At 68.6% G+C, this 25,517-nt stretch carries 18 protein-coding genes and 3 riboswitches; of the genes, 10 read left to right on the forward strand and 8 right to left on the reverse strand.

Features of this window, described 5'->3' with window-relative positions:
- Nucleotides 1-42: 42 nt before the first annotated feature.
- The 3 genes from cobA to cobN form a co-directional block, all read right to left on the reverse strand.
- The gene (cobA, locus tag K3888_RS05965; RefSeq protein ID WP_230929334.1) at nt 43-810 is read right to left on the reverse strand and encodes a uroporphyrinogen-III C-methyltransferase; all 768 of its coding nucleotides are present in this window, start codon (nt 808-810) and stop codon (nt 43-45) included.
- The gene (gene cobF / locus K3888_RS05970; protein ID WP_230929335.1) at nt 807-1,637 is read right to left on the reverse strand and encodes a precorrin-6A synthase (deacetylating); all 831 of its coding nucleotides are present in this window, start codon (nt 1,635-1,637) and stop codon (nt 807-809) included. The genes cobA and cobF overlap by 4 nt, the downstream gene beginning before the upstream one ends.
- Nucleotides 1,630-5,406 (reverse strand): cobaltochelatase subunit CobN, encoded by a 3,777-nt coding sequence (gene cobN, locus K3888_RS05975; RefSeq protein WP_372459536.1) that lies wholly within the window; start codon nt 5,404-5,406, stop codon nt 1,630-1,632. The genes cobF and cobN overlap by 8 nt, the downstream gene beginning before the upstream one ends.
- A riboswitch (cobalamin riboswitch) is annotated at nt 5,398-5,591 on the reverse strand. Its footprint overlaps the gene before it by 9 nt.
- A 223-nt stretch (nt 5,592-5,814) precedes the next feature.
- Between cobN and K3888_RS05980 the strand changes: the two genes are divergently transcribed.
- From K3888_RS05980 to bluB, 3 genes are read left to right on the forward strand one after another with little or no spacing between them, the layout of a single operon-like run.
- Entirely contained in the window at nt 5,815-6,480 is a 666-nt protein-coding gene (locus K3888_RS05980) for a precorrin-8X methylmutase (RefSeq protein ID WP_230929337.1), read from the forward strand.
- A gap of 50 nt (nt 6,481-6,530) precedes the next feature.
- Nucleotides 6,531-8,003, forward strand: coding sequence for a precorrin-2 C(20)-methyltransferase (locus K3888_RS05985; protein WP_230929410.1), 1,473 nt, complete (start codon nt 6,531-6,533; stop codon nt 8,001-8,003).
- On the forward strand, nt 8,000-8,635 hold the full coding sequence (gene bluB, locus K3888_RS05990; RefSeq protein ID WP_230929338.1) for a 5,6-dimethylbenzimidazole synthase: 636 nt from the start codon (nt 8,000-8,002) through the stop codon (nt 8,633-8,635). The genes K3888_RS05985 and bluB overlap by 4 nt, the downstream gene beginning before the upstream one ends.
- Before the next feature lie 55 nt (nt 8,636-8,690).
- Here bluB and K3888_RS05995 read toward each other — a convergent pair whose 3' ends face one another.
- Nucleotides 8,691-9,578 carry a LysR family transcriptional regulator gene (locus K3888_RS05995; RefSeq protein WP_308281897.1) on the reverse strand — a complete coding sequence of 296 codons (888 nt, stop codon included), beginning with the start codon at nt 9,576-9,578 and terminating at the stop codon, nt 8,691-8,693.
- 70 nt (nt 9,579-9,648) lie between these two features.
- Here K3888_RS05995 and K3888_RS06000 point away from each other — a divergent pair, with 70 nt between their 5' ends.
- The 7 genes from K3888_RS06000 to metE all read left to right on the forward strand — a co-directional run bounded on the left by K3888_RS06000 (nt 9,649) and on the right by metE (nt 18,439).
- Complete coding sequence (locus K3888_RS06000) at nt 9,649-10,638, forward strand: bile acid:sodium symporter family protein (protein WP_230929339.1); 990 nt, start codon at nt 9,649-9,651, stop codon at nt 10,636-10,638.
- A gap of 58 nt (nt 10,639-10,696) precedes the next feature.
- Nucleotides 10,697-10,797: riboswitch (cobalamin riboswitch) on the forward strand.
- 58 nt (nt 10,798-10,855) lie between these two features.
- Nucleotides 10,856-11,977: an ABC transporter substrate-binding protein gene (locus K3888_RS06005; protein WP_230929340.1), complete on the forward strand. Its 1,122-nt coding sequence runs from the start codon at nt 10,856-10,858 to the stop codon at nt 11,975-11,977.
- Between the two features lie 2 nt (nt 11,978-11,979).
- Entirely contained in the window at nt 11,980-13,092 is a 1,113-nt protein-coding gene (locus tag K3888_RS06010) for a FecCD family ABC transporter permease (RefSeq protein WP_230929341.1), read from the forward strand.
- Nucleotides 13,089-13,895: an ABC transporter ATP-binding protein gene (locus K3888_RS06015; protein ID WP_230929342.1), complete on the forward strand. Its 807-nt coding sequence runs from the start codon at nt 13,089-13,091 to the stop codon at nt 13,893-13,895. Before K3888_RS06010 ends, K3888_RS06015 begins: the two co-directional genes overlap by 4 nt.
- On the forward strand, nt 13,892-14,677 hold the full coding sequence (locus tag K3888_RS06020) for an IucA/IucC family C-terminal-domain containing protein (protein WP_230929343.1): 786 nt from the start codon (nt 13,892-13,894) through the stop codon (nt 14,675-14,677). The genes K3888_RS06015 and K3888_RS06020 overlap by 4 nt, the downstream gene beginning before the upstream one ends.
- Nucleotides 14,678-14,715: 38 nt before the next feature.
- A complete protein-coding gene (locus tag K3888_RS06025; protein ID WP_230929344.1) occupies nt 14,716-15,621 on the forward strand; it encodes an LLM class flavin-dependent oxidoreductase in 906 nt (301 codons plus the stop codon).
- A 133-nt stretch (nt 15,622-15,754) separates the two neighbouring features.
- A riboswitch (cobalamin riboswitch) is annotated at nt 15,755-15,968 on the forward strand.
- A 170-nt stretch (nt 15,969-16,138) separates the two neighbouring features.
- Nucleotides 16,139-18,439: a 5-methyltetrahydropteroyltriglutamate--homocysteine S-methyltransferase gene (gene metE, locus K3888_RS06030; protein WP_230929345.1), complete on the forward strand. Its 2,301-nt coding sequence runs from the start codon at nt 16,139-16,141 to the stop codon at nt 18,437-18,439.
- An 87-nt stretch (nt 18,440-18,526) separates the two neighbouring features.
- Here the strand turns inward: metE and K3888_RS06035 are convergent, their stop codons facing one another.
- The 4 genes from K3888_RS06035 to prpD are packed head-to-tail and all read right to left on the reverse strand — an operon-like array spanning nt 18,527 to nt 25,510.
- On the reverse strand, nt 18,527-21,955 hold the full coding sequence (locus tag K3888_RS06035) for a pyruvate carboxylase (RefSeq protein WP_230929346.1): 3,429 nt from the start codon (nt 21,953-21,955) through the stop codon (nt 18,527-18,529).
- Nucleotides 21,952-23,070 (reverse strand): bifunctional 2-methylcitrate synthase/citrate synthase, encoded by a 1,119-nt coding sequence (locus tag K3888_RS06040; RefSeq protein WP_230929347.1) that lies wholly within the window; start codon nt 23,068-23,070, stop codon nt 21,952-21,954. The genes K3888_RS06035 and K3888_RS06040 overlap by 4 nt, the downstream gene beginning before the upstream one ends.
- Nucleotides 23,067-24,002 (reverse strand): methylisocitrate lyase, encoded by a 936-nt coding sequence (gene prpB / locus K3888_RS06045; RefSeq protein WP_230929348.1) that lies wholly within the window; start codon nt 24,000-24,002, stop codon nt 23,067-23,069. The genes K3888_RS06040 and prpB overlap by 4 nt, the downstream gene beginning before the upstream one ends.
- Entirely contained in the window at nt 23,999-25,510 is a 1,512-nt protein-coding gene (gene prpD, locus K3888_RS06050; protein WP_230929349.1) for a 2-methylcitrate dehydratase PrpD, read from the reverse strand. Before prpD ends, prpB begins: the two co-directional genes overlap by 4 nt.
- Nucleotides 25,511-25,517: the final 7 nt, after the last annotated feature.

The following is a 25,517-nucleotide window of genomic DNA, read 5'->3' on the forward strand; positions in this document are numbered from 1 at the left end:
GGCCCGGCGCCCGCGGCCCGCGACCGGCCGCCGGTGACTGGTTCAGCCGGCCCCGGTTATGAGCATGTCCGACAACCCGGCGACTGCTCCGATCACCGTGATCGCCGGCGGCTCGATCCCCGCCTCGGCGCAGGCCGCGGCGATCGTGGCCGCCGTCCCGTGCAGGATCCGCTGCGTCGGCATCGACCCGTCGGCGACGGTCACCGCCGGGGTGTCGGCAGGCAGGCCCTGCACGAGGAGTTCGGCGGTGATCGCCTCGAGGTTCGTCACGGCCATGAGCAGTACCAGGGTGGTCCCCGACCGGGCCAGCGCGCCGTAGTCGAGGGTCGACTGCGGGCTGCCCGGCGGGACGTGCCCGGAAATGACCGACACCCCCTGAGACAGGCCGCGATGGGTCGCGGGAACACCGGCGAGGGCCGGGACCGCCAGCGCCGAGGTGACGCCCGGGATCACTCTCACCGGCACCCCGGCGGCCGTGCACGCGAGGTACTCCTCGCCGCCGCGGCCGAACAGGAAGCTGTCGCCGCCCTTGAGGCGCACGACCGTCCGTCCGCGCCGTGCCTGGTCGACGAGGATCCGGTTGATCTCCTCCTGCGGGGTCGCCCGGCCGAAGGGGACCTTGCCCACGTCGATCACCTCGATGCGTGCGTCCAACTCCTCGAGCACCGCGACTGGGCCCAGACGGTCGGTCACCACCACGTCGGCGGCGAAGAGCGCCTCCCGCCCGGCGACGGTCATCAGCCCGGGGTCTCCGGGCCCACCGCCCACCAGCACCACCTGACCGGTGATTGCCTCCGCCTCAGCAGTCACGTCGTCGTCCTCTCGTCACGCTCAGTCTCACGCCCGTCCCCGCGTCGGAGCAGGTACACGTCCATCACCCAACCGTGCTCGGCGCGCAGCCGGTCGCGTTCGGCCCGCAGCTCATCAAGCACGTCACCGACCCGCCCGGCGACCAGCGTCTCGCCGGTATCGCCGAGATTGCCGCCCCACCAGATGTGCCACTCGTCCAGACCGTCGAGCGGCAGGTCGGAGTTGAGCATCACCACCACGTTGTCCGCGCCGGCGGCCACGACCTCGCGCAGCCGCCGGCCGGTGGTGACGGTGATCGTGGCGCCGATCTCGTGCAGGACGAGCCGATGCCGCGCGGCCAGGACCTGCAGCGCGGAGATGCCCGGCAGCACCCGGACGTCGATCGGCACCCGTCCGCGCTCGGCGATCCGGTCCAGGATCCGCAGCGTCGAGTCGTAGAACGCGGGGTCTCCCCACACGGGGATCGCCACGTCCCCGGGCCGTTCGGCGAGGATCTGCTCCCAGGCCAGTGCGCGGGCCTGGTGCCAGTCCAGGACCACGCCGCGGTAGTCGCCGTGCGTGGAGGTCGACGACGACGAGCGGTCCCTCTCCGGATCCTGTACCCCCACCAGCTCGAGCCCCGGGGCGTGCCGGCCCAGGAGCTCGACGCGCCTGGTGAACAGCGGATCGCCCGGCCGCTTGAGGGCGGCCACCGCATAGTCGGACGCCTGCAGAGCCCGCACCGCCTCCACGGTGATCTGGTCGAGCCCCCCGGAACCGATGCCCACCACGTGGATCCGCCGTCGCCGGCCCTGTGGCGGGCCCGCCACGATGGGTCCGTCAGTCACCGTGGGCATCCTCGAGGTCGCCCTCGACGTCCAGGTAGAGCTGCCGCATCTGATCCATGAGCGCGGCGTCGGGCTCGGCCCAGAGTCCGCGGTCGGCGGCCTCGGACAGCCGCTCGATCATGCCGCGCAGCGCCCACGGATTGGACCGTCGCAGGAAGTCCTGGTTGGTCTCGTCCAGCACGTACTCGCGGGTCAGCGTCTCGTACATCCAGTCGTGGACCACGCCGGCGGTTGCGTCGAACCCGAACAGGTAGTCCACGGTCGCGGCGAGCTCGAAGGCGCCCTTGTAACCGTGCCGCTGCATGGCCGCGATCCACCGCGGATTGACCACCCGGGCGCGGAACACCCGGACCGTCTCCTCGGCCAGCGTGCGGGTGCGGACCGCGTCGGGCGTGGTGGAGTCGCCCACGTACGCCCTCGGCTCGGCCCCGGTGAGCGCGCGCACGGTGGCGATCATGCCGCCGTGGTACTGGAAGTAGTCGTCCGAATCGGCGATGTCGTGCTCACGGGTGTCGATGTTCTTCGCGGCCACGGCGATGCGCCGGTAGTTCGTCCGCATGTCGTCGGCCGCCGGTACGCCGTCGAGGTCGCGGCCGTAGGCGTACCCGCCCCAGCGGGTGTAGACCTCCGCCAGGTCACGGTCGTCCCGCCAGTTACCGGCCTCGATCGTCTGCAACAGGCCCGCCCCGTACGAACCGGGAGCGGAGCCGAAGATCCGTGTGGTGGCCCGCCGCTGATCGGTGTGCTCGGCCAGATCGGCGCGGGCGTGGGCGGCCACGAAGTTCAACTCGTCGGGCTCGTCCAGACCAGCGACCAACTGCACCGCGTCGTCGATCATGGCGATGACGTGCGGGAATGCGTCCCGGAAGAAACCCGAGATGCGGACGGTCACGTCGATGCGCGGGCGTCCCAGCTCGTCGGCCGGGATCACCTCGAGGCCGTTGACCCGCCGGGAGGCCTCGTCCCACTGCGGCCGCACGCCGAGCAGGGCCAGCACCTCGGCGATGTCGTCGCCCGAAGTGCGCATGGCGGAGGTACCCCAGATCGACAATCCCACCGAGGCCGGGTACCCGCCGGTCTCGGACACGTGGCGCTCGAGCAGCGAGTCGGCCATGAGCTGACCCGTCTCCCAGGCCAGGCGCGAGGGGATGGCCCTCGGGTCAACGGTGTAGAAGTTGCGGCCCGTGGGCAGCACGTTGACCAGGCCACGCAGCGGCGAGCCCGACGGCCCGGCCGGGATGAAGCCCCCGTCGAGGGCGTGCAGGACCGCGTCCATCTCGTCCACCGTGGCGGCCAGGCGCGGGACGACCTCGCGGGCGGCGAACTCCAGAACGCGACCGACCTCGTTGTCGTCGTTGTCCTCACCGAGCCCCGCGGCGGCGAGCACCTCGGACACTGTGGCCTCGTCCCAGTCGCGGGCGTCCATCGCCACGACCAGCTCGCGGGCCAGCGCCTCGATGCGGTCCACCTCCTCGGTCGGCGCGCCCTCGGCCAGCCCCAGCGCGCGGCGCAGGCCCGGCACCGCGGCGGACTCACCGCCCCACACCTGCGAGGCCCGCAGGATCGCCAGCACCAGGTTGATGCGCGCCTGCCCCTCGGGCGCCTGGCCCAGGATGTGCAGTCCGTCGCGGATCTGGACGTCCTTGATCTCACACAGCCAGCCGTCGACGTGAAGGATGAAGTCGTCGAACTCCTCGTCGCCCGGCTGCTGCTCCAGCCCCAGATCCTCGTGCATGTGCGCGGACTGCATGAGGGTCCAGATCTGGTCGCGGATGGCGCCGATCTTGGCCGGGTCCATCGCGGCGATGTTCCCGTACTCGTCCAGCAGCTGCTCGAGGCGGGCGATGTCGCCGTACGACTCCGCGCGGGCCATCGGCGGCACCAGATGGTCGACGATCGTGGCGTGCGCCCTACGCTTGGCCTGCGCACCCTCGCCGGGGTCATTGACGAGGAACGGGTAGATCAGCGGCATCTCGGCGATCGCCGCGTCGGTCGCGCAGTCCGCCGACAGGGCAGCGTTCTTGCCCGGCAGCCACTCCAGTGAGCCGTGCTTGCCCAGGTGGACCAGCGCATGCGCGCCGAAGCCGCGGGACAGCCAGCGGTAGGCGGCCAGGTAGTGATGCGACGGCGCGAGCTCGGGGTCGTGGTAGATCGCCACCGGGTTCTCGCCGAACCCGCGGGGCGGCTGGATGAGCAGCACCACGTTGCCGGCCTGCAGCGTCGCGAGGACGATCTCACCGGCGTCGTTGACGAACAGCTCGCCGGGTGCCTCACCCCACGCCTCGACCATCTCGTCGCGCAGCGCGTCTGACAGGTCCTCGGTCCAGCGCAGGTAGTCGGAGGTGCTGATCCGCACGTGGGAGTCGGTGAGCTGAGCGGTGGTCAGCCACTCCTCGTCCTGACCGCCCGCCTCGATGAGCGCGTGGATGAGGGCGTCGCCGGCGGCGGTGTCGTCGGCGAAACCGGCGTCCGCCCCGCTGCCGGCGCCGTCCGCCGCACCGTCCCCGCCGGTGCGGGTGAGGAAGCGGGCGATCGGGCCGTCGTCCGGCCCCAGGTCGTAGCCCTCCTCACGCATGCGGCGCAGCAGCCGGATGGTGGAGACGGGCGTGTCCAGGCCGACGGCGTTGCCGATGCGCGAATGCTTGGTGGGGTACGCCGAGAGCACGAGCGCGATCCGGCGCTCGGCCCGCGGGATGTGCCGCAGCCGGGCGTGGGCCACGGCGATCCCCGCGACGCGCGCGCAGCGTTCGGGGTCGGCGACGTAGCGGGGCAGGCCGTCGGCGTCGATCTCCTTGAACGAGAACGGGGCGGTGATGATGCGGCCGTCGAACTCGGGAATCGCGATCTGGTTGGCCGAGTCGAGCGGGTTCACACCGTCGTCGGAGCCCTCCCAGTCATCGCGACCCCAGGTCAGGCACAGCCCTTGCAAGATAGGGATGTCCAACGCGGCGATGCGCTCCACGTCCCAGCTCTCGTCATCGCCCCCGGCCCCGGCGGCGCCGGGCGTGGTCCCGCCGGCGGCGAGCACCGTGACGACCAGCGCGTCGAGCGTCCCGAGCGCGTCGAACAGCTCGTCCGGCGCCGCCCGCAGCGAGCCGGCGAACACCGGCACGCCCACGGCCTCGCCGGTGGCGTCGATCGCGTCCGCCAGCGCGTGCGCGAAGCCCGCGTTCCCGCTCACCTCGTGGGCACGGTAGTAGAGCACGCCGACGCGCGGCAGGTCGCCCGCCGGGGCGCCAGGCCGTTCGGGGAGCCCCCACACTGGTACGGCCACAGGCGGTTCGAACCCGGTTCCGGTGAGCAGGACCGTGTCCGAGAGGAAGGCGTGGAGCTGCGCAAGGTTGGCGGGCCCGCCCTCGGCGAGGTAGCGGTGCGCCTCGGCGGCGGTGCCGATGGGGACGGTGGAGACCTCCATGAGGTCCGCGTCCGGGGACTGTTCGCCGCCCAGGACGACGACGGGCACGCCGGCACCCAGCACCGCCTCGAAGCCGTGGTCCCACGAGCGCCTGGATCCGAGGATCCTGACGACGACGAGGTCGGCCCCGGTGAGCAGGTGCGGGAGGTCGGCCTCCACGTCGATGCGTGACGGGTTGCCGAGCGTGAACGCCGCCCCGGATTCCCGCGCGGAGAGTAGGTCTGTGTCGGAGGTGGACAGCAGTGCGATGCGGGGAGCACGCGAATCGGACGACTCGGGTGTTGCCGCGGCGTCGTCAGGGGACGCCGAACGCCGGTCATGGCGCATGTTCTTCTCCAAACCCTCGTGGAACATGTCGCCGTGGCCGGTCTCCTGGCTTTCGCATCGACGCCACGCGACCGACCTTCCCGGGCTGGTGAGCCCAGTGGCCTCCACCCCGTGAGGGACGGACGAGGGCCGCGGAACTCCGCGACTACAGTGGCGAGGGCCGCGCCGGCTTTCCCTCCGGCTTCCCGAACACCACGGCACCACCGAGACTATCGGCCGCCTCCGGAGCCCGGCCCGCCGCCCTGGGTTCGACGGCGTCCGCGTAGGCTCCAGGGGCATCCCACGGCGAGGAACCCGGTGCGATTCCGGGGCGGTTCCGCCACTGTGAAGCCCTGACCAGGGCCGTCAGCCAGATACTGGCCGGGGGATGGACGTGCGGTCACTCCCGCGCCGACGTCGACTTTCTGACCGGGGCGAGAACCCCGAGGAGGACCCATGCCTGGTGCCGTCCGGCCGCCGCGTCGCTATGACTACATCGACGACGGCTCCGCCATCTACCTGGATTCCTTCGCCACCATCCGGCGGGAGACCGACCTCTCGCGGATCCCCGGGGACGCCGAGAAGCTCGCGGTCCGCATGGTGCACGGCACGGGTCAGACGGATCTGACCGGGGACCTGCAGGTGCATCCCGGTCTCGTCGGCGCCGCCCGATCGGCCCTCGACGCCGGCGCGCCGATCCTCTGTGACGCCCATATGGTCGCCTCAGGCGTCACCCGCGCGCGGCTGCCGCGGGCCAACGACGTGGTGTGCACTCTGAACGACCCGCAGGTCCCCGAGCTGGCCCGGCAGATGGGCACCACCCGCTCCGCGGCCGCGCTGGCACTGTGGGGTGACCGGCTCGACGGCGCCGTGGTGGCGATCGGCAACGCCCCCACCGCCCTGTTCCACCTGCTCGAGATGCTGCTCGACGGCGCACCCCGGCCCGCGGCGGTCATCGGCTGCCCGGTCGGCTTCATCGGAGCGGCCGAATCCAAGGCGGCACTGGCCGATTTCGCCAGCGACCACGGGATCGACATCCCGTTCGTCACCGTGCACGGCCGCCGCGGCGGCTCGGCGATGACCGCCTCCGCCGTCAACGCCCTGGCGCAGGACGCCGAGTGAGCGCGGGCCGCCTCTACGGCGTCGGCGTGGGACCGGGAGACCCCGAGCTCATGACCCTCAAGGCCGCCCGACTCATCGGAGCCGCCGACGTGGTGGCCTTCCACGCCGGGCGCGGCAAGCAGTCCAACGCCCGGCGCATCGCCGCCGACCTCATCCCCGCCGGCGCGATCGAGGAGGTGCTCGAGTACCCGGTCACCACGGGCCTGACCGAGCATCCCGGTGGGTACGCGGGCGCGATCGCCGACTTCTACGAGCGCAGCGCTCAGCGTCTCGCCGAGCACCTCGCCGCGGGACGCGACGTGGTCCTGCTGGCCGAGGGAGACCCTCTGTTCTACGGCTCGTTCATGTACATGCACGACCGGCTCTCGGAGCGATTCCTCACCGAGATCGTCCCCGGGGTGCCGGCCTTCGCCGCCGCCACCGCCGCGGCCGCGACCCCGCTGGTCAGGCAGACCGATGTGCTCACCGTGCTGCCCGGCACGCTGCCCGAGCCCGAGCTCGCCCGGCGACTGGCCGACACCGACGGCGCGATCATCATGAAACTCGGGCGCAACTTCCCCGCCGTGCGCCAGGCGCTCGAGTCCGCCGGGCGGCTTGAGGGCGCGGTGTACGTCGAGCGCGCCTCGACGGATGCAGAGGCGCATCACCCGGTTCGCGAGGTCGACCCGGAGACCGTGCCGTACTTCTCCCTCGTCGTCGTCCCCGGGGACTCCCACCACCACGACCCCACCGGCCGCCGGCCCGCACAACTGACCGCTTCGGCCTCCGACCCCGCCGCTCCCGGCGCCCGCGGCGTCGTGCACGTGGTGGGGCTCGGACCCGGGCCGGACGACTGGCTCACGCCGGAGGCCGCACGGGTACTCGCCGAGGTGGACCACGTCGTGGGCTACGCGCCGTACGTCAGCCGGGTGCCGCAGCGGCCCGGGCTGCGGCGGCACAGCTCCGGCAACACCGTGGAGGTCGACCGGGCGGGTCTTGCCCTGGAGTTGGCGGCCACGGGCGAGCAGGTGGCCGTGGTCTCGGGCGGTGACGCGGGCGTGTTCGGCATGGCGTCGGCGGTGTTCGAGGCCGCCGAGGACCCGCGTCACGACGGGGTCGACATCCGCGTGGTGCCCGGCGTCTCCGCGGTGCAGGCGGTGGCCGCGCGGGCCGGGGCGCCGATCGGCGCGGACTTCGCGGTGGTGAGCCTGTCGGACCGACTCAAGCCGTGGGAGGTGATCGCCCGCCGGCTCGACGCGATCGCCGCCGCCGACCTGGTCCTGGCCGTCTACAACCCCGCGTCCCGCTCGCGCACCCACCAGGTCGCCGACGCCCGGGACGTGCTGCTACGCCATCGTGATTCCGCCACGCCGGTCGTGGTGGGTCGGGACGTCGGCCGCACCGGGGAATCGCTGACCGTCACCACACTGGGCGAGCTCGACTGCGACGCGATCGACATGAAGTGCCTGCTCATCGTGGGCGCGTCCGGGACCCGGGTGACCGACTCCGGCCGCGTGTGGAGTCCGCGTTTCGTGCGAGCATGACGCTCGTGAACCACGAGGAGCTCGAAGCGGCCGACGCGGACGCGCTGTGGCGGGTGCTCGCCACCAGGCGTGACCACCGCCATTTCCATCCGACGCCGGTGCCGCGGGAGCTGATCGACCGGCTGCTCTCGGTCTTCTCGGTCGCTCCGAGCGTAGGGCTCAGCCAGCCGTGGCACGTGACCGTGGTGCAGGACCGCGCTGTTCGAGAGGCCGTCCATGCCGGTTTCCGGGACGTACGCGCCGCCGAGGCCGAGCGCTTCTCCGGCGAGCGGCGCGAGCTGTACGACACGCTACGGCTCGAGGGCATCCTCCAGGCCCCGGTCGGCCTGGTGGTGAGCCACCTGCCGCCGGACGGGCCGGTGTTGGGGACGACGGCGATGCCCGCCGCGTCGGAGTACAGCGTCATCTCGGCCATCACGCTGCTGTGGCTGGCCACCACCGCCGAGGGCCTGGGCATGGGCTGGGTGAGCCTGCTCGACCCGGACCACCTCAGCGACGCTGTGCCGATCCCCGAAGACGCCCGACCGCTGGCCTACCTGTGCATCGGTTACCCGTCCCTCGAGCTGGGCGAGCCGCTGCTGCAGACCGTCGGTTGGGGCCGGCGTAAGCCGCTGCCGGTCGACTGGGTGTGAGGATTCCCGGTGCGTGACGGGATCGTGCCTGACGGCGTTGATCCGCTACCGGCGCCTACCCACTACCAGCGGTGAAGTCCGCCCGGTGATCTCGCAGAGCCTGCGCCAGGTCGCGCGTGGCACGAGTGGGTGCTCGGCGGGTCGCCAGGGCAAAGACGACGTCGGGCATCGGCGGCAGCTCCGGCTCCTCCAGCAGCGCCAGCCCGCCCGGGATCAGTGATTCGGCGAACGGCATGATGCCGATACCGCTGAGCGTGGCTGCGCGCAGTCCGGCGAGGCTTGTCGAGGTCGCCGCCGTGCGGTAGGCGACGCCGTGGCTCTCGAGCGCGCCGACGGCCGCGTCTCGCGTCACCGAGGGCCTCGGATAGAGAACCAGCGGCAGTGGCTCGTCGAGAGGCGGTTCGTAGCCAGCTCGGGCCGCCCAGACGAGTCGATCCGAGAACAGCGGCTCGACCTCGAGCGCGTCCACACCGCGCGACGGACCCGGGCGCATGGCGAGGATGATGTCCAGCTCCGCGGACCTCAACCGTCGATGCAGCTCGACGCTGAGATGGATCGACAGCTCCACGTCGAGAAACGGATGCTCCAGCCGTAGTCGCTCGAGGAAGGTCGGCAGATGGGTGAAGGCGAAGTCCTCCGAGACCCCGAACCGCACGGTGTAGCGACGATGATGAAACCCGCTCTCGTCCAGCGCTTCATCAGCCAGCGCGAGAATGCGATGGCCGTAGGTCAGGAAGCGCTCCCCCGCCGGCGTGAGCCGGACGGAGTGGGTGTCCCTCTCCAGGAGCGGGTGTGAGAAGTGCTCTTCGAGCTGACGCACGCGTGCACTGATCGTTGACTGACTCAGACCCAGCCGGCGCGCGGCTCGGGTGAAGCTCAGTTCCGACGCCACGGCGAGAAAACTCCGCACGAGTCGAAGGTCCAGATCGCGCTCCATGGTCATCGGTTCTGATGATAACAATGACCACGGCGATGGGGTTTCCCGTTGTTCGCGCCGGTGGCAACCTCGCAGCGTGGCTTCACTACTCAGGTTCCGTCTCGATCCGTTCCTCACCGCACTGGTCGCGCTGCCCGTCATCGCGACGCTTCTCCCGGCGCGGGGCGGCGTGGCCGAGGCGCTGGACACGGCGACCATCGCGGCGATCTGCCTGCTCTTCTTTCTCCACGGCGCCAAACTCGCCCCGTCGCAGACGATGGCGGGCTTCGCGAGGTGGCGGTTCCAACTCCTGGTGCTGGGAAGTACGTTCCTCGTGTTCCCCATACTCGGACTGCTCATCACTCTCGCCCCGGAGTCGGTGCTCAGTCCGGTTCTCGCCACGGGATTCCTGTTCCTGTGCATCCTCCCCTCGACGGTGCAATCATCGATCGCGTTCACCTCGGTGGCGCGCGGCAACGTGGCCCTGGCGGTGAGTTCGGCGTCCATCTCCAACGTGCTGGGCGTGGTCATCACCCCCGTCCTGGCAGCACTCCTCATCGGCTCGCAGGTGCACATCACCCCGGAATCGATCCTCGGCATCATCGGCCAGCTCGTCGTACCCTTCGTCGCGGGTCAGTTGCTCCACCGCCGAATCGGCGCCTGGCTAGGGCGGCATCGGATACTGGTGTCGATCGTCGACCAGGGGTCCGTGCTCCTGGTGGTCTACGTGGCATTCAGCACCGGCGTGACCCAGGGGCTGTGGACAGTCGTGCCGCCGGCACAGCTCCTGACGGTGGTGGGCGTCTCCGTGATTCTCCTGGCCGTGGTGATGTCCTTGTTCGCGGGCGCCGGGAAGGTGTTCAGTCTCCCCCGCGCCGACCGCGTCGTCCTGTTCTTCTGCGGGTCGAAGAAGAGCCAGGTGAGCGGGTTGCCGATGGCGTTTCTGCTGTTCCCGGCCGCGCAAGTCGGGATCATGGTTCTGCCGTTGATGGTGTTCCACCTCATCCAACTGCTGGTCTGCGCTGTGATCGCCAAACGCGTCGGCAGGGCCTATATCGAGCCCGAGCTGCAGCCCCAACCGGCCTGATCACACAGGCGAACGCCCGCCGACCAGCCACTCGGGTAAGCTCCTTCACGGTCATCTCAGGGAACCCGGTGCGAATCCGGGACTGTCCCGCAACGGTGAGAATCCGAAACCGCGCTCCGCCTATCGCGTATCGCCCGGCTGGACTCGAGTCCGATACCTGACGACCCGCCGGACGCAACCGCGCCCGGAGAGATCGTGGCCGAGGAGCCCTAAACACATGAATATCTTCCCCTCACGCGCATCCACGTCGCGTATCGCCGGGTCCCGTCGTGCGGTGACCGCGCTGCTCACCGCGGCGAGTCTCGTCGTCGTCTCCGCCTGCTCCGCTCCAGAGCAGCCCTCCGAGGAGGCCGACGTCCAGACCATCACGGTAGTCGATGACGCCGGCCGCACGGTCGAACTGGACGGCCCCATCGAATCGGCCGTCGTGGCCAACCGCTACAACAGCGAACTCATCCGCGCGATGGGCGAGATCGACAAGGTCATCTCCGTTGACACCAACACGGCGCAGGACCGCGCATACTGGCCCCAGTTTGATCCAGGCAACGTGATCGGCAAGGGCCAGAGCGAACTGAATGTCGAGAAGATCATCGAACTGGGCCCTGAGGTCCTGATCCTGCCGCGCAACGGCAAGGTCGACGAGTACGCGGCCGCCCTCGAACCCGTCGGGATCGAGGTCCTCACCGTGACCGGCTGGGACAACGGCAACTTCGCCGACCAGCTGGAGATCCTCGGCACCGCCTTCGGCAACGAGGAGGGCGCGCAGCAGGTCACCGAGTTCTTCGAGACCACCAGGTCGGATATCGCCGACCGCGTGGGCGGCGTGGAACCGGCCAAGACCGTGTACTGGGAATACGGTGACCCCTTCACCACCGCGGTCCCGGGCACGTCCAACGACGGTTGGCACCAGATGATCGTCGCCGCCGGCGGGATCAACATGTTCGGCGACCCGAACCTCCAGGGCGACACGGTCGACCCGGAGCGCATCCTCGAGGAGGACCCGGATCTCATCCTCAAGACCACCTCCGGCGGCGCGCTGAAGAACACCGGCGTCTACACCCCGCCCGCTGACGGAGAGTTCGCGACAGTCGGCGAGGAGATGGTGGCCCGTCCCGGCTGGTCCGACCTGCAGGCGGTGCGTGACGGCAACGTCCACATGATCACCGGCTTCGCCGGCGGCGGGCTGGGCAAGATCATCGGCTCGGTGTACCTGGCCAAGTGGCTCTACCCGGAGGAGATGGCGGACATCGACCCGGACGAGGTGTTCACGCAGTGGCTCGACCTCCAGGGCGTCGACTTCGTCCCGGGCCACACCTACACGGTCCCCGCCGCCGGGTGAGCATGACCGTCTCCACGGAGGGACGGGACACCGCAGCAGGCACGACAGCCGGGAGCGGTCAGGCGGACGGCGACCGCCGGGTCATCCTCCGGACCCGGCGGTCACGGCGACTGATCCTGGCCGCCTCGTGCGTGCTGGTGCTCGTCCTGGCGTGGGCGGGGGTCGTCAACGGCGTGACCGACATCAGTTCGGCGCGACTGCTGGCCACGCTCCTGCCCGGCGGCGACAGGCTGGCCACGCCACTGGAGTGGAACGAATGGGTGGCGGTGGTGCAGCTGCGGCTGCCGCGGATCGCCTTGGCCGTGGTCGCCGGGGTCGGCTTGGCGCTGGCCGGTGCCACCATGCAGGTCATCACCGCCAATCCCATGGCCAGCCCGTTCACCACCGGCATCTCCAACGCGGCCGCCTTCGGTGCCTCTATCGCGATCATGGCGGGCCTGACGGTCGCCGGATCGAGGACGTTGGGGACCATTGCGTTCGCGTTTATCGGCGCCGTGCTGTGTTCGCTGCTGGTGTTCGCGATCGCCGCGGTCACACGGATGGGGTCGACGGCCATCATCCTGGCGGGTATCGCGCTGAGCTACCTGTTCTCCGCCCTGGCCGCGGCCCTGCAGTACGTGGCCGACGAACAGCAGCTGTCCTCGATCATCCACTGGACGTTCGGTGACCTGGGGCGGGCCACCTGGTCGCAGATCGGGATCGCGGCGAGCGTCGTGGCGGTGGCCTGCCTCCATGCCCGGTTCAACACGAGCAACTATCAGCGCTTCGCCGCCGGCGACGACGTGGCCCGCTCGCTGGGTGTGCAGGTGACCCGGCTGCGTCTGGAGACTGGCCTGTCGATCACCGTGGTCGCGGCGACGGTGATCAGTGTGACCGGCGTGATCGGCTTCGTGGGCCTGGTCGCACCGCATATCGCATCGATGCTCGTGGGCGCGGACGAGCGTTACCGCCTTCCGCTCACCGCGACGGTCGGGGCGAGCGTGATCCTCGCGGCCGACCTGCTGGGGCGCCTGGTGCTGAGCCCGATCATCGTGCCGGTGGGGATCGTGGTCTCGCTCGTGGGCGTGCCGGTGTTCCTGTGGTTGATCCTGCGCGAGGGGCGGTGGTCGCGGTGAGCAACGGCGATTCGGCCACGACTGGCCTCCGGGTGCGTGGCCTGGCAGCCGCACACCGACGCCGCGGGGACGCCGTGATCGCCGGCATCGACCTGGACCTGAATCCCGGTGAAATGGTGGGGGTCCTGGGTCCCAACGGGTGCGGCAAGTCTACCCTGCTCAAGACCGTGTGCGGCGTGATCACGCCGCGCTCGGGCACCATTGTGGCCGACGGGAACGATCTGGTCAGGGTTCGCCCGCGCCATCGCGCGCAGATTCTCGGCTACGTCCCCCAGCACGACGACGGAGTGGGCCGCGCCCTCACCGTGGCCGAGTCCATGAGTCTCGCACTGGATCGACGGCGCCTCGGCGAGGAGGCCGCCCTCGACATCGTCCTAGGCACAGCCGAGCGGCTCGGGCTCGAGGGTATGACGTCCCGCCGCGCCTTCGAGCTCAGTGGCGGCCAGCAGCAGCGCGTGCTGATCGGCCGAACCCTTGCCGCCCGGACCCCGTACCTCCTGCTCGACGAACCGGTCAGTGCCCTGGATCTGCGATACCAACTGGAGATCATGCAGATCGTGTGGGACCTGGTCCACACCGACCGCGTCGGGGTGCTGGTCGTTCTCCACGACCTCAATCTGGCAGCTGCGTTCTGCGACCGCCTACTCGTCCTCGATCAGGGACGCGTCCACTCGCAGGGACGGCCGGACGATCTCATCACAACCGAATTCGTCGAGTCCCTGTACGGCACCGTTGCCGATGTGGTCGACCTCGACGGGGCCAGGTACGTGGTCCCGGCCACGAGAAGAAACCCAGAGAAATGACCGATATCAACTCAGTGCTGTCCGACATCGACGCGCTCGGCTCGCCATTTCGCGTAGTCCACCCGGCCCTGGTCGACACGGTTCCGGGCAACACGGCTGCAAGCACGCAACTGTTTCACAGCTCGAAGTTGTGCGACCAGGGCTCCGGGGAGGCCCGCAGGATGGTGCATCTACACGCACGATCCCGAGGGATGGAGACGGGACGTCACGCCGGGTCACTGGTGTTCCAGCGCTACTGCCACCGGGTCTGCGGTGTCGCGGTCGCAGCGTGGTTGCTTTACGGGGTGGCACTCGACCTCCGAGCGGCGGAAGTGTCGGTTCTGTTCACCGACGGGTCGCCCGACCGACTCGTGTTGCATTCACCGCGGGCGCTGGCAGACGCCACACCTGAACAGGTCCTCACCGCCACGGTCGATGTACACCTGCACCCGCTCGCCCGGGCGGTGAGTGCGGAGACGGGGCCTGGTATGGGCAACCTCTTCGGGAACATCGCGGCAGGGTTCGCTGGCGGGTTCCGGGGCCTCGCGAACCGACCCGGCACCGGTCTGAGCACCGTCCATGTCCACGAGCGTGCGGACCTGCTCTTGTCGGCACGGCCTGAACTGCACCGGGGAGGCGACTTCCGATTGCTTCCCGGTGTCGCCGGGCCACACCTGTTCTACGATCGCCGATCCTGTTGCCACTGGTACGCCGCCCCCGACGGACGGTACTGCTCATGGTGCTCACGGTTGAGCCGGGACGAGCGGACGCAGCGCTTCAAAGAAGCGACGGGGCGCGGATGAGCTCACTGAATCACGTCCCCAGAAGGCTTGGGCGGGGTGTGATCTGCCACGTCAGCGGCACCGACGGGGCCGCCACGGCGTTCGACCGCACGATCCGCCTCGCCCAGGTGGCCGAAGAGGCTGAATATGACTCGTTCTGGGTAGCCCAGCACCGCTTCGGAACAGACGACGCACACCTGCCTGCGCCTCTGGTCCTGCTCGCCGCCCTCGCCCGCGAAACCGATCAGATAGCCCTTGGCACTGCATCCGTCGCGGCGGCCCTCGAGCATCCGCGTCGACTCGCAGAAGACTCCGCCGTGGTCGAAGTGCTGTCCGGCGGACGCCTGGAACTGGGACTCGGGAGCGGATCAGACCCGATCGCCTCTGCGGCGTGGGGACTGGACCATGACCACAGGCACGGTCGGTTCTGGGACGTGGTGGACGAGTTGAGGGAACTACTCGTGGGCGCGGGTAGCCCACGACTGCACCCTCCCGTTCCCGGCCTGGCCGACCGTCTGTGGATCACCGCGGGCAGCGGCGACACGGTGATGACCGCGGCCGATCGTGGCCTGGGGCTCATCGCTGGTCGGCGGCGTGTCCGGCCCGGTGGTACCCCGGCGGAGGAGGATGTCAGGGTTGCTGCGCTGTTCGACTCTTTCACGGCCGCCGGCGGGAGGCAGGTCGCGGTCTCTCGACCGATCGTGGTGACAGAGGAGCCGTCCGTCGCCGATTGGGTGGCCGCCGAGGAGCGCCGGGTCCGAGGCCCCGGGGCTCCGTTGACAGTTCATATCGGAACCGCGCAGGAGATCGCGAGCGGCCTCGACGGGGACCCTGGCGTACGACGCGCGGATCACCTATTGGTCCATACACGCCCTGTCGACGTACCTCTTCGCGTCGAGGAGACGAGCCTGCGGCTGCTCGCTCGACAACAGGCCGGTGGGGTTGCCTCCTCGACGTTGACGTGACCACGTTGCCAGGCTGAGTGAGAGTGGCTCTCCTATCTGCTCGCTTTGCGTAGGGCTTGGCGGGTGCGAGTCGACTATGCCTGCTCAGGTGTGTTAGACAAAGCAGTGCAGTAGGTTCGCGACCGACGGAAGCCTGCCCTGGTGGGCCGATGGTCGCGTCGAAGCGCTCCGTCTAGGAACGCGAGAGGGAATCCGGTGTGAATCCGGAACTGTCCCGCAGCGGTATGAGGGAACGACCGCCGTCATCACAAGCACTGGGAGAGATCCTGGGAAGCGACGGCCAGTAGGAATGGCCCCGTGGCCTGTGCCCTTCGAGTCCGAATACCTGCCGACTGTGCCGGGTGCGCCGCACCCGGCGGTAGGCCGCCTCGTGGACCGGGCGCGCGACCGATCACGGCGCCGACGCGACATCAGATTCGTCGCGCTCCTCGGGCGATGCCTGTGGGGGCCGGGGCCACTATCGGATCCGCGTCCTATCGGGCGGCGTGCACTCCGATTCGCACAGGAGGACGTCCTCGTGACCCCCACCGCATCCTCGGCTCCGCGTACCGTGCAGCCCATCACCGCCACCGCGCTCGGCGCGGCCCGCATCGGACCTCAGCGTGAATTGAAGAAAGCCGTCGAGGGCTACTGGTCCGGCACCCTCGACCGGCCGTCTCTTGAAAACGTCGCAGCCGGGCTGCGGCGCGATGAACGCGCCCGCATGGCACAGGCAGGCTTCGACTCCGTGCCGACCAACACGTTCTCCTATTACGACCAGATGCTCGACACCGCAGCGATGCTCGGCGCGCTACCTCCCCGTGTGGCGGTAGTTGACGATCCACTGGATCGATACTTCGCTGCGGCCCGCGGCGCCGAGGGGATCCGGCCACTTGAGATGACCAAGTGGTTCGACACGAACTACCACTATCTCGTTCCGGAGATCGCCGACGACACGGCGTTCTCGCTGCACCCGGAGGCAGTGCTCTCCGATCTGGCAGAAGCAGTCGCTGAGGGCGTGCCGGCGCGCCCCGTCGTCATCGGACCGATCACGTTCCTCGCGCTGTCCAAAGCTGTTCCGGGATCCGCTTCACCACTGGACCGTCTCGATGACCTGACGCCGCTCTACCAGCAACTTCTCACGCTACTGCGGGCCGGTGGGGCAGACTGGGTCCAGTTCGACGAGCCTATTCTCGTCACGGATCTGTCCCTCGCACAGCTGGAGAAGGTAACCGAAGTCTATGGCGAGCTGTGCGCGACTGAGGACCGCCCCGCCTTGTGTGTGGCCACCTACTTCGGTGACGCCGGGCCGGCGCTGCACGCGCTCGGTGCGACCGAGATCGATGCCGTCGCGGTCGATCTCGTGGCCGGCGGCTTGGAAAGCCTTGCAGCGAGTACCGCGTTCCATGACCGTGTGGTACTGGCTGGGGTGGTCGACGGGCGAAACGTCTGGCGCACGGACTTGGACAGGGCGCTGGCCGCCCTGGGGACCGTGATTGGTTTTGCGGGGCAGGTCGCCGTGTCCACGTCGTGCTCAACGCTGCACGTTCCGTACTCCCTGGAGTCAGAGACCGATCTGGACCCGACCGTGCGGCAGTGGTTGGCTTTCGCACAGGAGAAGTTCGCGGAGGTCGGCATCCTCGCTGCCGCGTTGCGCGATGGCCGTGCCGCCGTTGAGGGCGAATTCGAACTCCGTCGGGAGGCGCTGGTCTCGCGCCGGTCCGATCCTCGGGTAAAAGACGCGAGCGTGCGCGGTCGGGTCGATGCCGTGCGCTCCGGCGGAGCGAGCCGGGCGTCCGCACACGAGCGAGCGAATCGCCAGAAGGAGCGCCTTGGTCTGGCTGCCCTGCCTACCACCACCATCGGCTCGTTCCCCCAGACCGCCAGGATTCGCAACGCGCGAGCGGCCCACCGCAGTGGCGCACTGTCGGATGTCGACTATGTCGGGGCCATGCAAGAAGAGATCCGACGGGTCATCGAGCTACAGGAGCGACTCGGCCTGGACGTGCTCGTCCACGGCGAGCCCGAGCGCAACGATATGGTGCAGTACTTCGCCGAGCTGTTGGAGGGGTTCGTCACCACCGCGTCAGGGTGGGTCCAGTCCTACGGCAGCCGGTGCGTTCGCCCACCGATTCTGTACGGGGACGTCCGCCGTCCCGCCCCGATGACGGTCGAGTGGGCAAGTTACGCCCAATCACTGACCTCTAAACCCCTCAAGGGAATGCTCACAGGCCCTGTAACCATTCTGGCCTGGTCATTCGTCCGCGACGATCTACCCGTCGCCGACGTCTCCGATCAGGTCGCCCTGGCCATCCGGCAGGAGACAATCGATCTCCAGGGTGCGGGCATCTCGATCATCCAGGTCGATGAACCAGACCTGAGGGAAATGCTGCCGCTTCGCGAGAATGACCGTCAGGCCTATCTGGAATGGTCAGTCAACTCCTTCAGGCTGGCCACCTCAGGGGTGTCTGACGCCACCCAGATCCATACGCATCTGTGTTACTCGGAGTTCGGGACGGTGATCGACTCCATCGCGCGGCTGGACGCCGACGTCACCTCGATTGAGGCCGCCCGCTCGCACATGGAGATCCTGGCCGATCTGGACGCGGCGGGCTTCGGGAACCAGGTCGGACCGGGCGTCTACGACATCCACTCCCCCCGGGTGCCGTCTGTCGAGGAGATCGTCTCACTGTTGCGTGAGGCCGTTGCGGCGATGCCCGCCGACAGGTTGTGGGTGAACCCGGACTGCGGGTTGAAGACGCGTAGTGAAGAGGAAGTCGAAGCGGCGTTGGCTGCCATGGTGGAGGCCGCCAAGATGATCCGCGAAGAACTCGGCTGACGTCGATCCTTGAGCCCACACACGTCGGGCCCTACTCCCCGATCGGAGTAGGGCCCGAAGTGAGCTGCGCGGTGGGCGATCGCGGTGTCAGCCCGGGTTCACGGTCAGCAGGAGGTCTCCGGCCTCAACCTGGCGCGGTCCCGAGACCAGGAGCTGGCCCACAACCCCTGCGGCATGGGCGGTGATGGGGGCCTCCATCTTCATCGCCTCGATCGTGCCCACCTGGGCACCCGCCTGGACGGGGTCTCCTGCCTTCACGGTGAGCGTCACCACGCCGCTGAAGGGCGCCCCGACGTGGTCGGCTCGGGCTTCGTCTGCCTTCTGGGCGACGGGGCCTGTGGAGTCGGCCGCGCGGTCACGAACCGTCACGGTGCGAGGTTGCCCATTGACAGTGAGGTGGACGGTGCACAGGCCCTTCGCGTCGGGCTCGCCGATGGCCTCGAGTCGGATGAGGACCACGACCCCCTCCTCCAGCGAAACGCGATGCTCCTCGCCCTGCCGGAGCCCGTAGAAGAACTGGTTCGCCGACAGTCGAGAGGTGTCGCCGAACCGGCGGCGGTGTTCGGCGAACTCTGCGGCGGGCCCCGGGAAGAGAAGCCGGTTGAGTGCCTCGCGGCGAGGCGCTCCCGACACGGCGAGATCCAGGCTGTCTTCGCGGGAGACGGGGTCCGGGGCCGGAGAGCCGTCGAGCGGCTCGACCCCCCGAGCCGACAGAATCGCCGAGCGCAGTTCCTCCGGCCAGCCCCCGGCCGGCGTTCCGAGCTCTCCCCTGAGGAACTCGACCACCGAATCGGGGACATCCATACGACTCGGGTCGGCTTCCAGCTCCTCAGCGGTGATCCCTGCCCCGACCATGGCCAGCGCCAGATCTCCGACGACCTTCGAGGACGGTGTTACCTTGACCGGTCGGCCGAGGATCCGGTTGGCACCGGCATACGCAGCTTCCACGTCCTCGAATCGCCCTGCCAGCCCGAGTTCAGTCGCCTGGGCCCTGAGATTCGAGAGCTGCCCCCCGGGGATCTCGTGGGTGTAGATTCGTCCCGTCGGCCCGGGCGGGGCAGCTTCGAACGGTCGATAGACGGACCGCAGCGCCTCCCAGTAGGGCTCAAGGGCGAGCACTGCGTCGAGATCTAGGCCCGTATCCCGGTCGGTGTGGGCAAACGCGGCGACAATCGCGGACAGCGCGGGTTGACTGGTTGTTCCCGCCATCGGCGCGCTGGCCCCGTCCACCGCATCCGCTCCGGCTGTCACCGCAGCGAGATAGGTCGCGAGCTGCCCACCGGCGGTGTCGTGGCTGTGGACGTGGATTGGGACGTCGAACTCGCGCCGGAGCGCGGTGACCAGCGTGGTGGCTGCTGGAGGCCTCAGCAGCCCGGCCATGTCCTTGATCGCCAGGACATGAGCCCCGCTGTCAACGATCTGCTCTGCCAACCGCAGCCAGTAGTCGAGGGTGTAGAGACGCTCGGCGGGATCGGAGAGGTCTCCGGAATATGCCATGGCCACCTCGGCCACCGTCGTGCCGGTCTCCAAGACCGCCTCAACGGCGGGCCGCATTGCCTCGACATCGTTGAGTGCGTCGAAGATGCGGAACACATCGATGCCGGTCCGCGCCGCCTCGTCGACGAACGCCCGGGTGACAGTCTCCGGATAGGGCGTGTAGCCGACCGTGTTCCGGCCACGCAAGAGCATTTGCAGCGGGATGTTGGGTACCTCCTCGCGGAGCCTCTCCACCCGCTCCCACGGGTCCTCCGCCAGGAAGCGGAGTGCAACGTCGTAAGTGGCCCCTCCCCAACACTCGAGGCTCCACAGCTGTGGGGTCAGACGACCCACGTGGCCGGCAACCGCTGCGAGACCTGAGGTCCGGACCCGTGTCGCGAGCAGCGACTGGTGCGCATCCCGGAAGGTGGTGTCGGTGACGGCTAGCTGTGGTCTGTCACGAAGAAGCCGGGCGAACTCCCCCGGGCCGACCCTGAGTAACTCCTGCCTACCACCAGCGGGTGCAGGGGCATTCGCGGTCTCCGGTGGCAAAACCGGCAGCTTGTCCCGGGGATACACCTCGGTGGGCCGCGCCCCGTGGGGACGGTTGACGGTGACGTCCGCAAGATAGTCCAGCAATCGACCGGTTCGGTTGGTACTCGAGTGGCCGGTCAGCAGATGGGGCCGGTCGGCGATGAAGGAGGTGGTAACTCGTCCGGACACGAAGTCTGGATCGGTGAGGACCCCGCGGAGGAAGTCCAGATTGGTTGATACCCCGCGGATCCGGAACTCCGCCAGGGCCCTCCGGACACGCCGCAGGGCCGTCTGGTGGTCGGCTCCCCGACAGGTCAGCTTGACCAGCATCGAGTCGAAATGCCCACTGATCTCCGCGCCGAGGTGCGCTGCTCCGTCAAGGCGGATACCGCCACCACCCGGAGACCGGTAGACGGTGATCCGACCGGTATCGGGCCGGAACTCCGCAGCGGGGTCCTCGGTGGTGATGCGACACTGCAGGGCTGACCCCCGTAGCGATACCGACTCCTGCGAGAGCCCGAGGTCAGCGAGGGTCTCCCCGGCCGCCAGACGTAACTGGGAGGAAACAAGATCGACGTCGGTGACTTCCTCGGTGACCGTGTGCTCGACCTGGATGCGCGGGTTCATCTCGATGAAGACGTGCCGACCGTCCGGGTCCACGAGGAACTCCACCGTGCCCGCGCAGGTGTACCCGACATGGCGCGCGAACGCGACGGCGTCCGCGCAGATTCGGTCACGCAGCCTCGGATCCAGCGCTGGGGCAGGCGCGATCTCGATGACCTTCTGGTGACGACGCTGGAGCGAACAGTCCCGCTCGAAGAGGTGAATGACCTGACCGGTGTGATCGGCGAGGATCTGCACTTCGATGTGTCTCGGGTCGGTCACCGCCTGCTCGAGGAACACCCGACCGTCACCGAATGCGGCCTCGGCCTCTCTCGATGCGGCGGAGATGGCTTCGCGCAGCGCCGCGAACTCGTGGCCCGGTTCCACCACCCGTCGCATGCCACGACCGCCGCCGCCGGCCACTGCCTTGACGAAGAGCGGAAAGTCGAGTCCGGATGCCGCCTCGACGAGCATGTCGACGTCGTCGGACGGAGAACTCGAGGACAGGACCGGCACCCCGGCGGCTCTGGCCGCCGCCACGGAGCGGGACTTGTCACCGGTTAGCTCGAGAACGTCAGCCGAGGGGCCCACGAAGATGATCCCGGCCCGCTCGCAGGCCCGGGCGAGCTCCGCGTTCTCCGCCAGGAACCCGTACCCCGGGTAGACCGCGTCCGCCCCGGTTGATTCGGCGACGTCCACGATGGTGTCGACGTCGAGGTAAGCCCGCACCGGATGCCCCGGTTCACCGATCTGATACGCCTCGTCAGCCTTGGTCCGATGCACCGCATGGCGGTCCTCGTAGGGGTAGACCGCTACCGTGCTCGCCCCGAGCTCGTACGCCGCCCGGAACGCCCGCACTGCGATCTCGCCCCGGTTTGCCACCAGGACCTTGCGCAGACTCACGACGCCTTCACCGGTCGCTGCTCGACGCCGGAGTAGGCGCTCAGGGGACGAATCAGCGCGTTCGACTCGGTCTGCTCGATGATGTGAGCGGTCCACCCTGTCACGCGTGAGGCGACGAAAAGCGGCGTGAAGAACGGGATATCGAATCCGAGCAGGTGATAGGTGGGGCCGGCGGGAAAGTCAAGGTTGGGCTTGATCCCTGTACGTGCCGTCATGGTACTGGCCATCGCGTCATAGATCTGCACCCACTTTCTGCCATCACGATGCCCGGCTACCTGCTTGAACGCCGCTTCCATCGTCGGCACGCGGGAGTCGCCGTTGCGGTAAACGCGGTGGCCGAATCCCATGATCTTCTGCTTGGCATCGAGCTTTGCGTGGACCCAGTCGACCGCCGATGCCGCGTCGCCTATCTCCATCATGTGGTGCATCACGGCTTCATTGGCTCCGCCGTGCAGGGGGCCCTTGAGGGCGCCGATCGCCGCGGTGATGGCGCTGAAGTAGTCAGAGGTGGTGGAGGTGACCACCCTGGCGGTGAAGGTCGAGGCGTTGAACGAGTGCTCGGCATACAGGATCATCGAGATGTCGAACGCCGTGACGTCCTGCTCGGTGTAGTCATCGCCGAAGCACATGGCGAGGAAGTTCTCGCTGTATCCCTTGGTGTGATCGGGCATGATCGGCAACAGTCCTCGCCGCCGCCGCAGGTCAGCGGCGATCACGGTCGGCAGTAAGGCCAGCAGTCTGACCCCGTGTTCACGAAGCACCCGGGGGCTGTGCGCTTCCTCCTCCATGTCGCGGGCACCCAGCCAGCTCACGACCGTCCGCAAGACGTCCATCGGGTGGGCCGAGAGCGGCATCTGCGCCACCAGGTCGAGCAGACCTCGATCCGCTCGGCGAGCTGCTCGTTCGCGTTGCGTGAACGCCGCCAACTCGGCCGGGGTGGGAAGATCGCCGTAGAGGAGGAGGTAGGCGACCTCGTCGAACGAGCAGTTGGCGCACAACTCCTGGACTGCGTAACCACGGTAGGTCAGCGAGTTGGTCTCCGGAACGACCTTCGACACAGCGGTGGTGTCCACCACCACGCCCGCCAGTCCCTTCCTGATCTCAGTGGTACTCATAGCCAGCTCCCGAAGGTGAATAGGGCGGAATCGAACTGATTGAACTCCGCGTAGCGGTTGAGCTCGTACAGCCTGGAACGGTGCTGCATGCGGCCCAGCAGCCCGACCTGGGTGCCGTGGTTGGCAATCTCGTGCAGGCCCTCTTCGACGGCGTGCATCGCGATCCGCAGGGTTGTCACCGGGTAGATCACCGCGTCGTACCCAATCTCCTGGAGCACATGGGCACCGACCAGCTCTGATTTGCCGAACTCGGTGAGATTGGCCAGTAGCGGCACATTGATCGCTGCGCGGAACGCCTCGAACTCTCCGGCATCCGCGAGTGCCTCGGTGAAGATCATGTCCGCACCTGCGTCGACGTAGGCCTTTGCCCGTCCGATGGCGGCATCCAGTCCCTCCAGGGCCCGGGCATCCGTCCTGGCGCAGATGACGAAACCGGGATCCCGGCGGGCCGCGACAGCGGCGCCCAGGCGCCGGACCATGTCCGAGGTGGGTACCACCGCCTTGCCGTCGAGGTGGCCACACCGCTTGGGGTTGACCTGGTCTTCCAGGTGACACCCGGCCAGGCCCGCGTCCTCTAGTTCACTGACCGTGCGGGCGGCGTTCATCGGTTCACCGAACCCCGTGTCGGCGTCGACGAGCGTGGGTAGGTCGGTTGCACGGGCGATCTGCCGGCTGCGATCGACCACCTCCGAGAGTGTGGTGAGCCCGATGTCCGGCAGCCCCAGGTCCGCGGACAGTACCGCCCCGGAGACATACACTCCCTCGAAGCCGACGTCCTGAACCAGGCGAGCGACCAGCGGAGAGAACGCACCGGGCAGTCGGCAGATCTCAGGCGCCGCCAGGGCGGCACGGAAAGCATGCCGCTTCTCGGTGGCTGTCGTGACCGTGGAGAACAACCCGGAGGCGGTGCCAGCTGCGTTGTGCCCTGTCATAGAAGTCCGCCGTTGATCTGCGGCGCCCCGGCGAGTGCCTCGTCGGTCAGATTGACCGTTAGACCGCCCAGCTCATCAGGGGCGAGTTCCGGCGCTCGCTGGACGGTGTCCAGGAATCGGTCCTGCTCGGCGTCGCTGACCAGCCCCTCGGCGAGGACGCGGAACTTCTCGATGTACTGCTGCCGTGCGAAGGGGCGGGCGCCCAGCGGGTGGGCATCGGCCACGGCAATCTCGTCGATGATGACCGTTCCATCCGTGAGAGTGATCTCAGCTCGGCAGCCGAATGCCTTTTCCGAAGGATCGGTGGAGTGGTAGCGCCGGGTCCATTCCGCGTCCTCGACGGTGGAGATCTTCCGCCACAACTCGACGGTCTCGGGCCGGCGTGCCCGATCAGGCGCGTAGGAACGTTCGTGATGCCACGTTCCGTCCTCCAAGGCCACCGCGAAGATGTACATCACGGAATGGTCGAGGGTCTCGCGGCTGGCTTCGGGGTCGAACTTCTGGGGGTCTCCCGATCCGGTGCCGATCACCACGTGGGTGTGGTGGCTGGTGTGCAGGACGATCGACTCGATGGCAGTGAAGTCGGAAATCCGCTCCCTCATCCGGCGGGCCAGATCGATCGGGGCCTGACTCTGGTACTCGGCGGAATGCTCCTTGGTGTAAGTGTCCAGTATCGCGCGCTTGGCTTCGCCTACGCTCGGTAGTGGCACCGTGTACTCGTGATCCGGGCCCGACAGCAGCCAGGCGATCACGCCGTCCTCTCCCTCCCAGATCGGGGACGGGGCGCCCTCGCCGCACATCGCGCGGTCGACGGCCTCCACGGCCATCTTCCCCGCGAATGCCGGGGCGAACGCCTTCCAGGAGGAAATCTCGCCCTTGCGGGACTGGCGCGTAGCCGTGGTGACGTGAAGCGCCTGGCCAACGGCCTGGTAGATGGTCTCGGTATCCAGCCCCAGTAGGGTCCCGATACCGGCTGCGGCGGAGGGTCCCAGGTGGGCCACGTGGTCGATTTTGTGCTCGTGGAGGCAGATGCCCTTGACCAGGTTGACCTGGATCTCATACCCAGTTGCAATTCCTCGAACCAAATCGTGTCCGCTGGCACCCGTGTGCTGGGCCGCGGCGACGATAGCCGGGATGTTGTCTCCAGGATGCGAGTACTCGGCGGCGAGGAACGTGTCGTGGAAGTCCAGCTCACGGACCGCGGTGCCGTTCGCCCAGGCCGCCCACTCGGGCGAGACCTTTCCGGGGACCCCGTAGAGGGTGGCTCCGTTACCGTTCCGGCTCGCTGGATGCGCCTGCGCCTGTGCCCTGGCGACACTCGGCGGGCGGCGCAGCACCGAGGCAACCGCCACCGACGCGTTGTCGATGAGCCGATTGATCACCATCTCGGTGGTATCGGCCGGAACCGCCACGGGGTCGGCCGCGACTTCGGCGACCTTCCAGGCCAGATGCTCGGAACGGGCGAACTCTTCAGCGCTGCGGCGCGTGTACACAGAGTGGTTTCTCATGATTCGC

This window comes from Dietzia aurantiaca (assembly GCF_021033825.1).
GTDB classification, from domain to species: domain Bacteria; phylum Actinomycetota; class Actinomycetes; order Mycobacteriales; family Mycobacteriaceae; genus Dietzia; species Dietzia aurantiaca.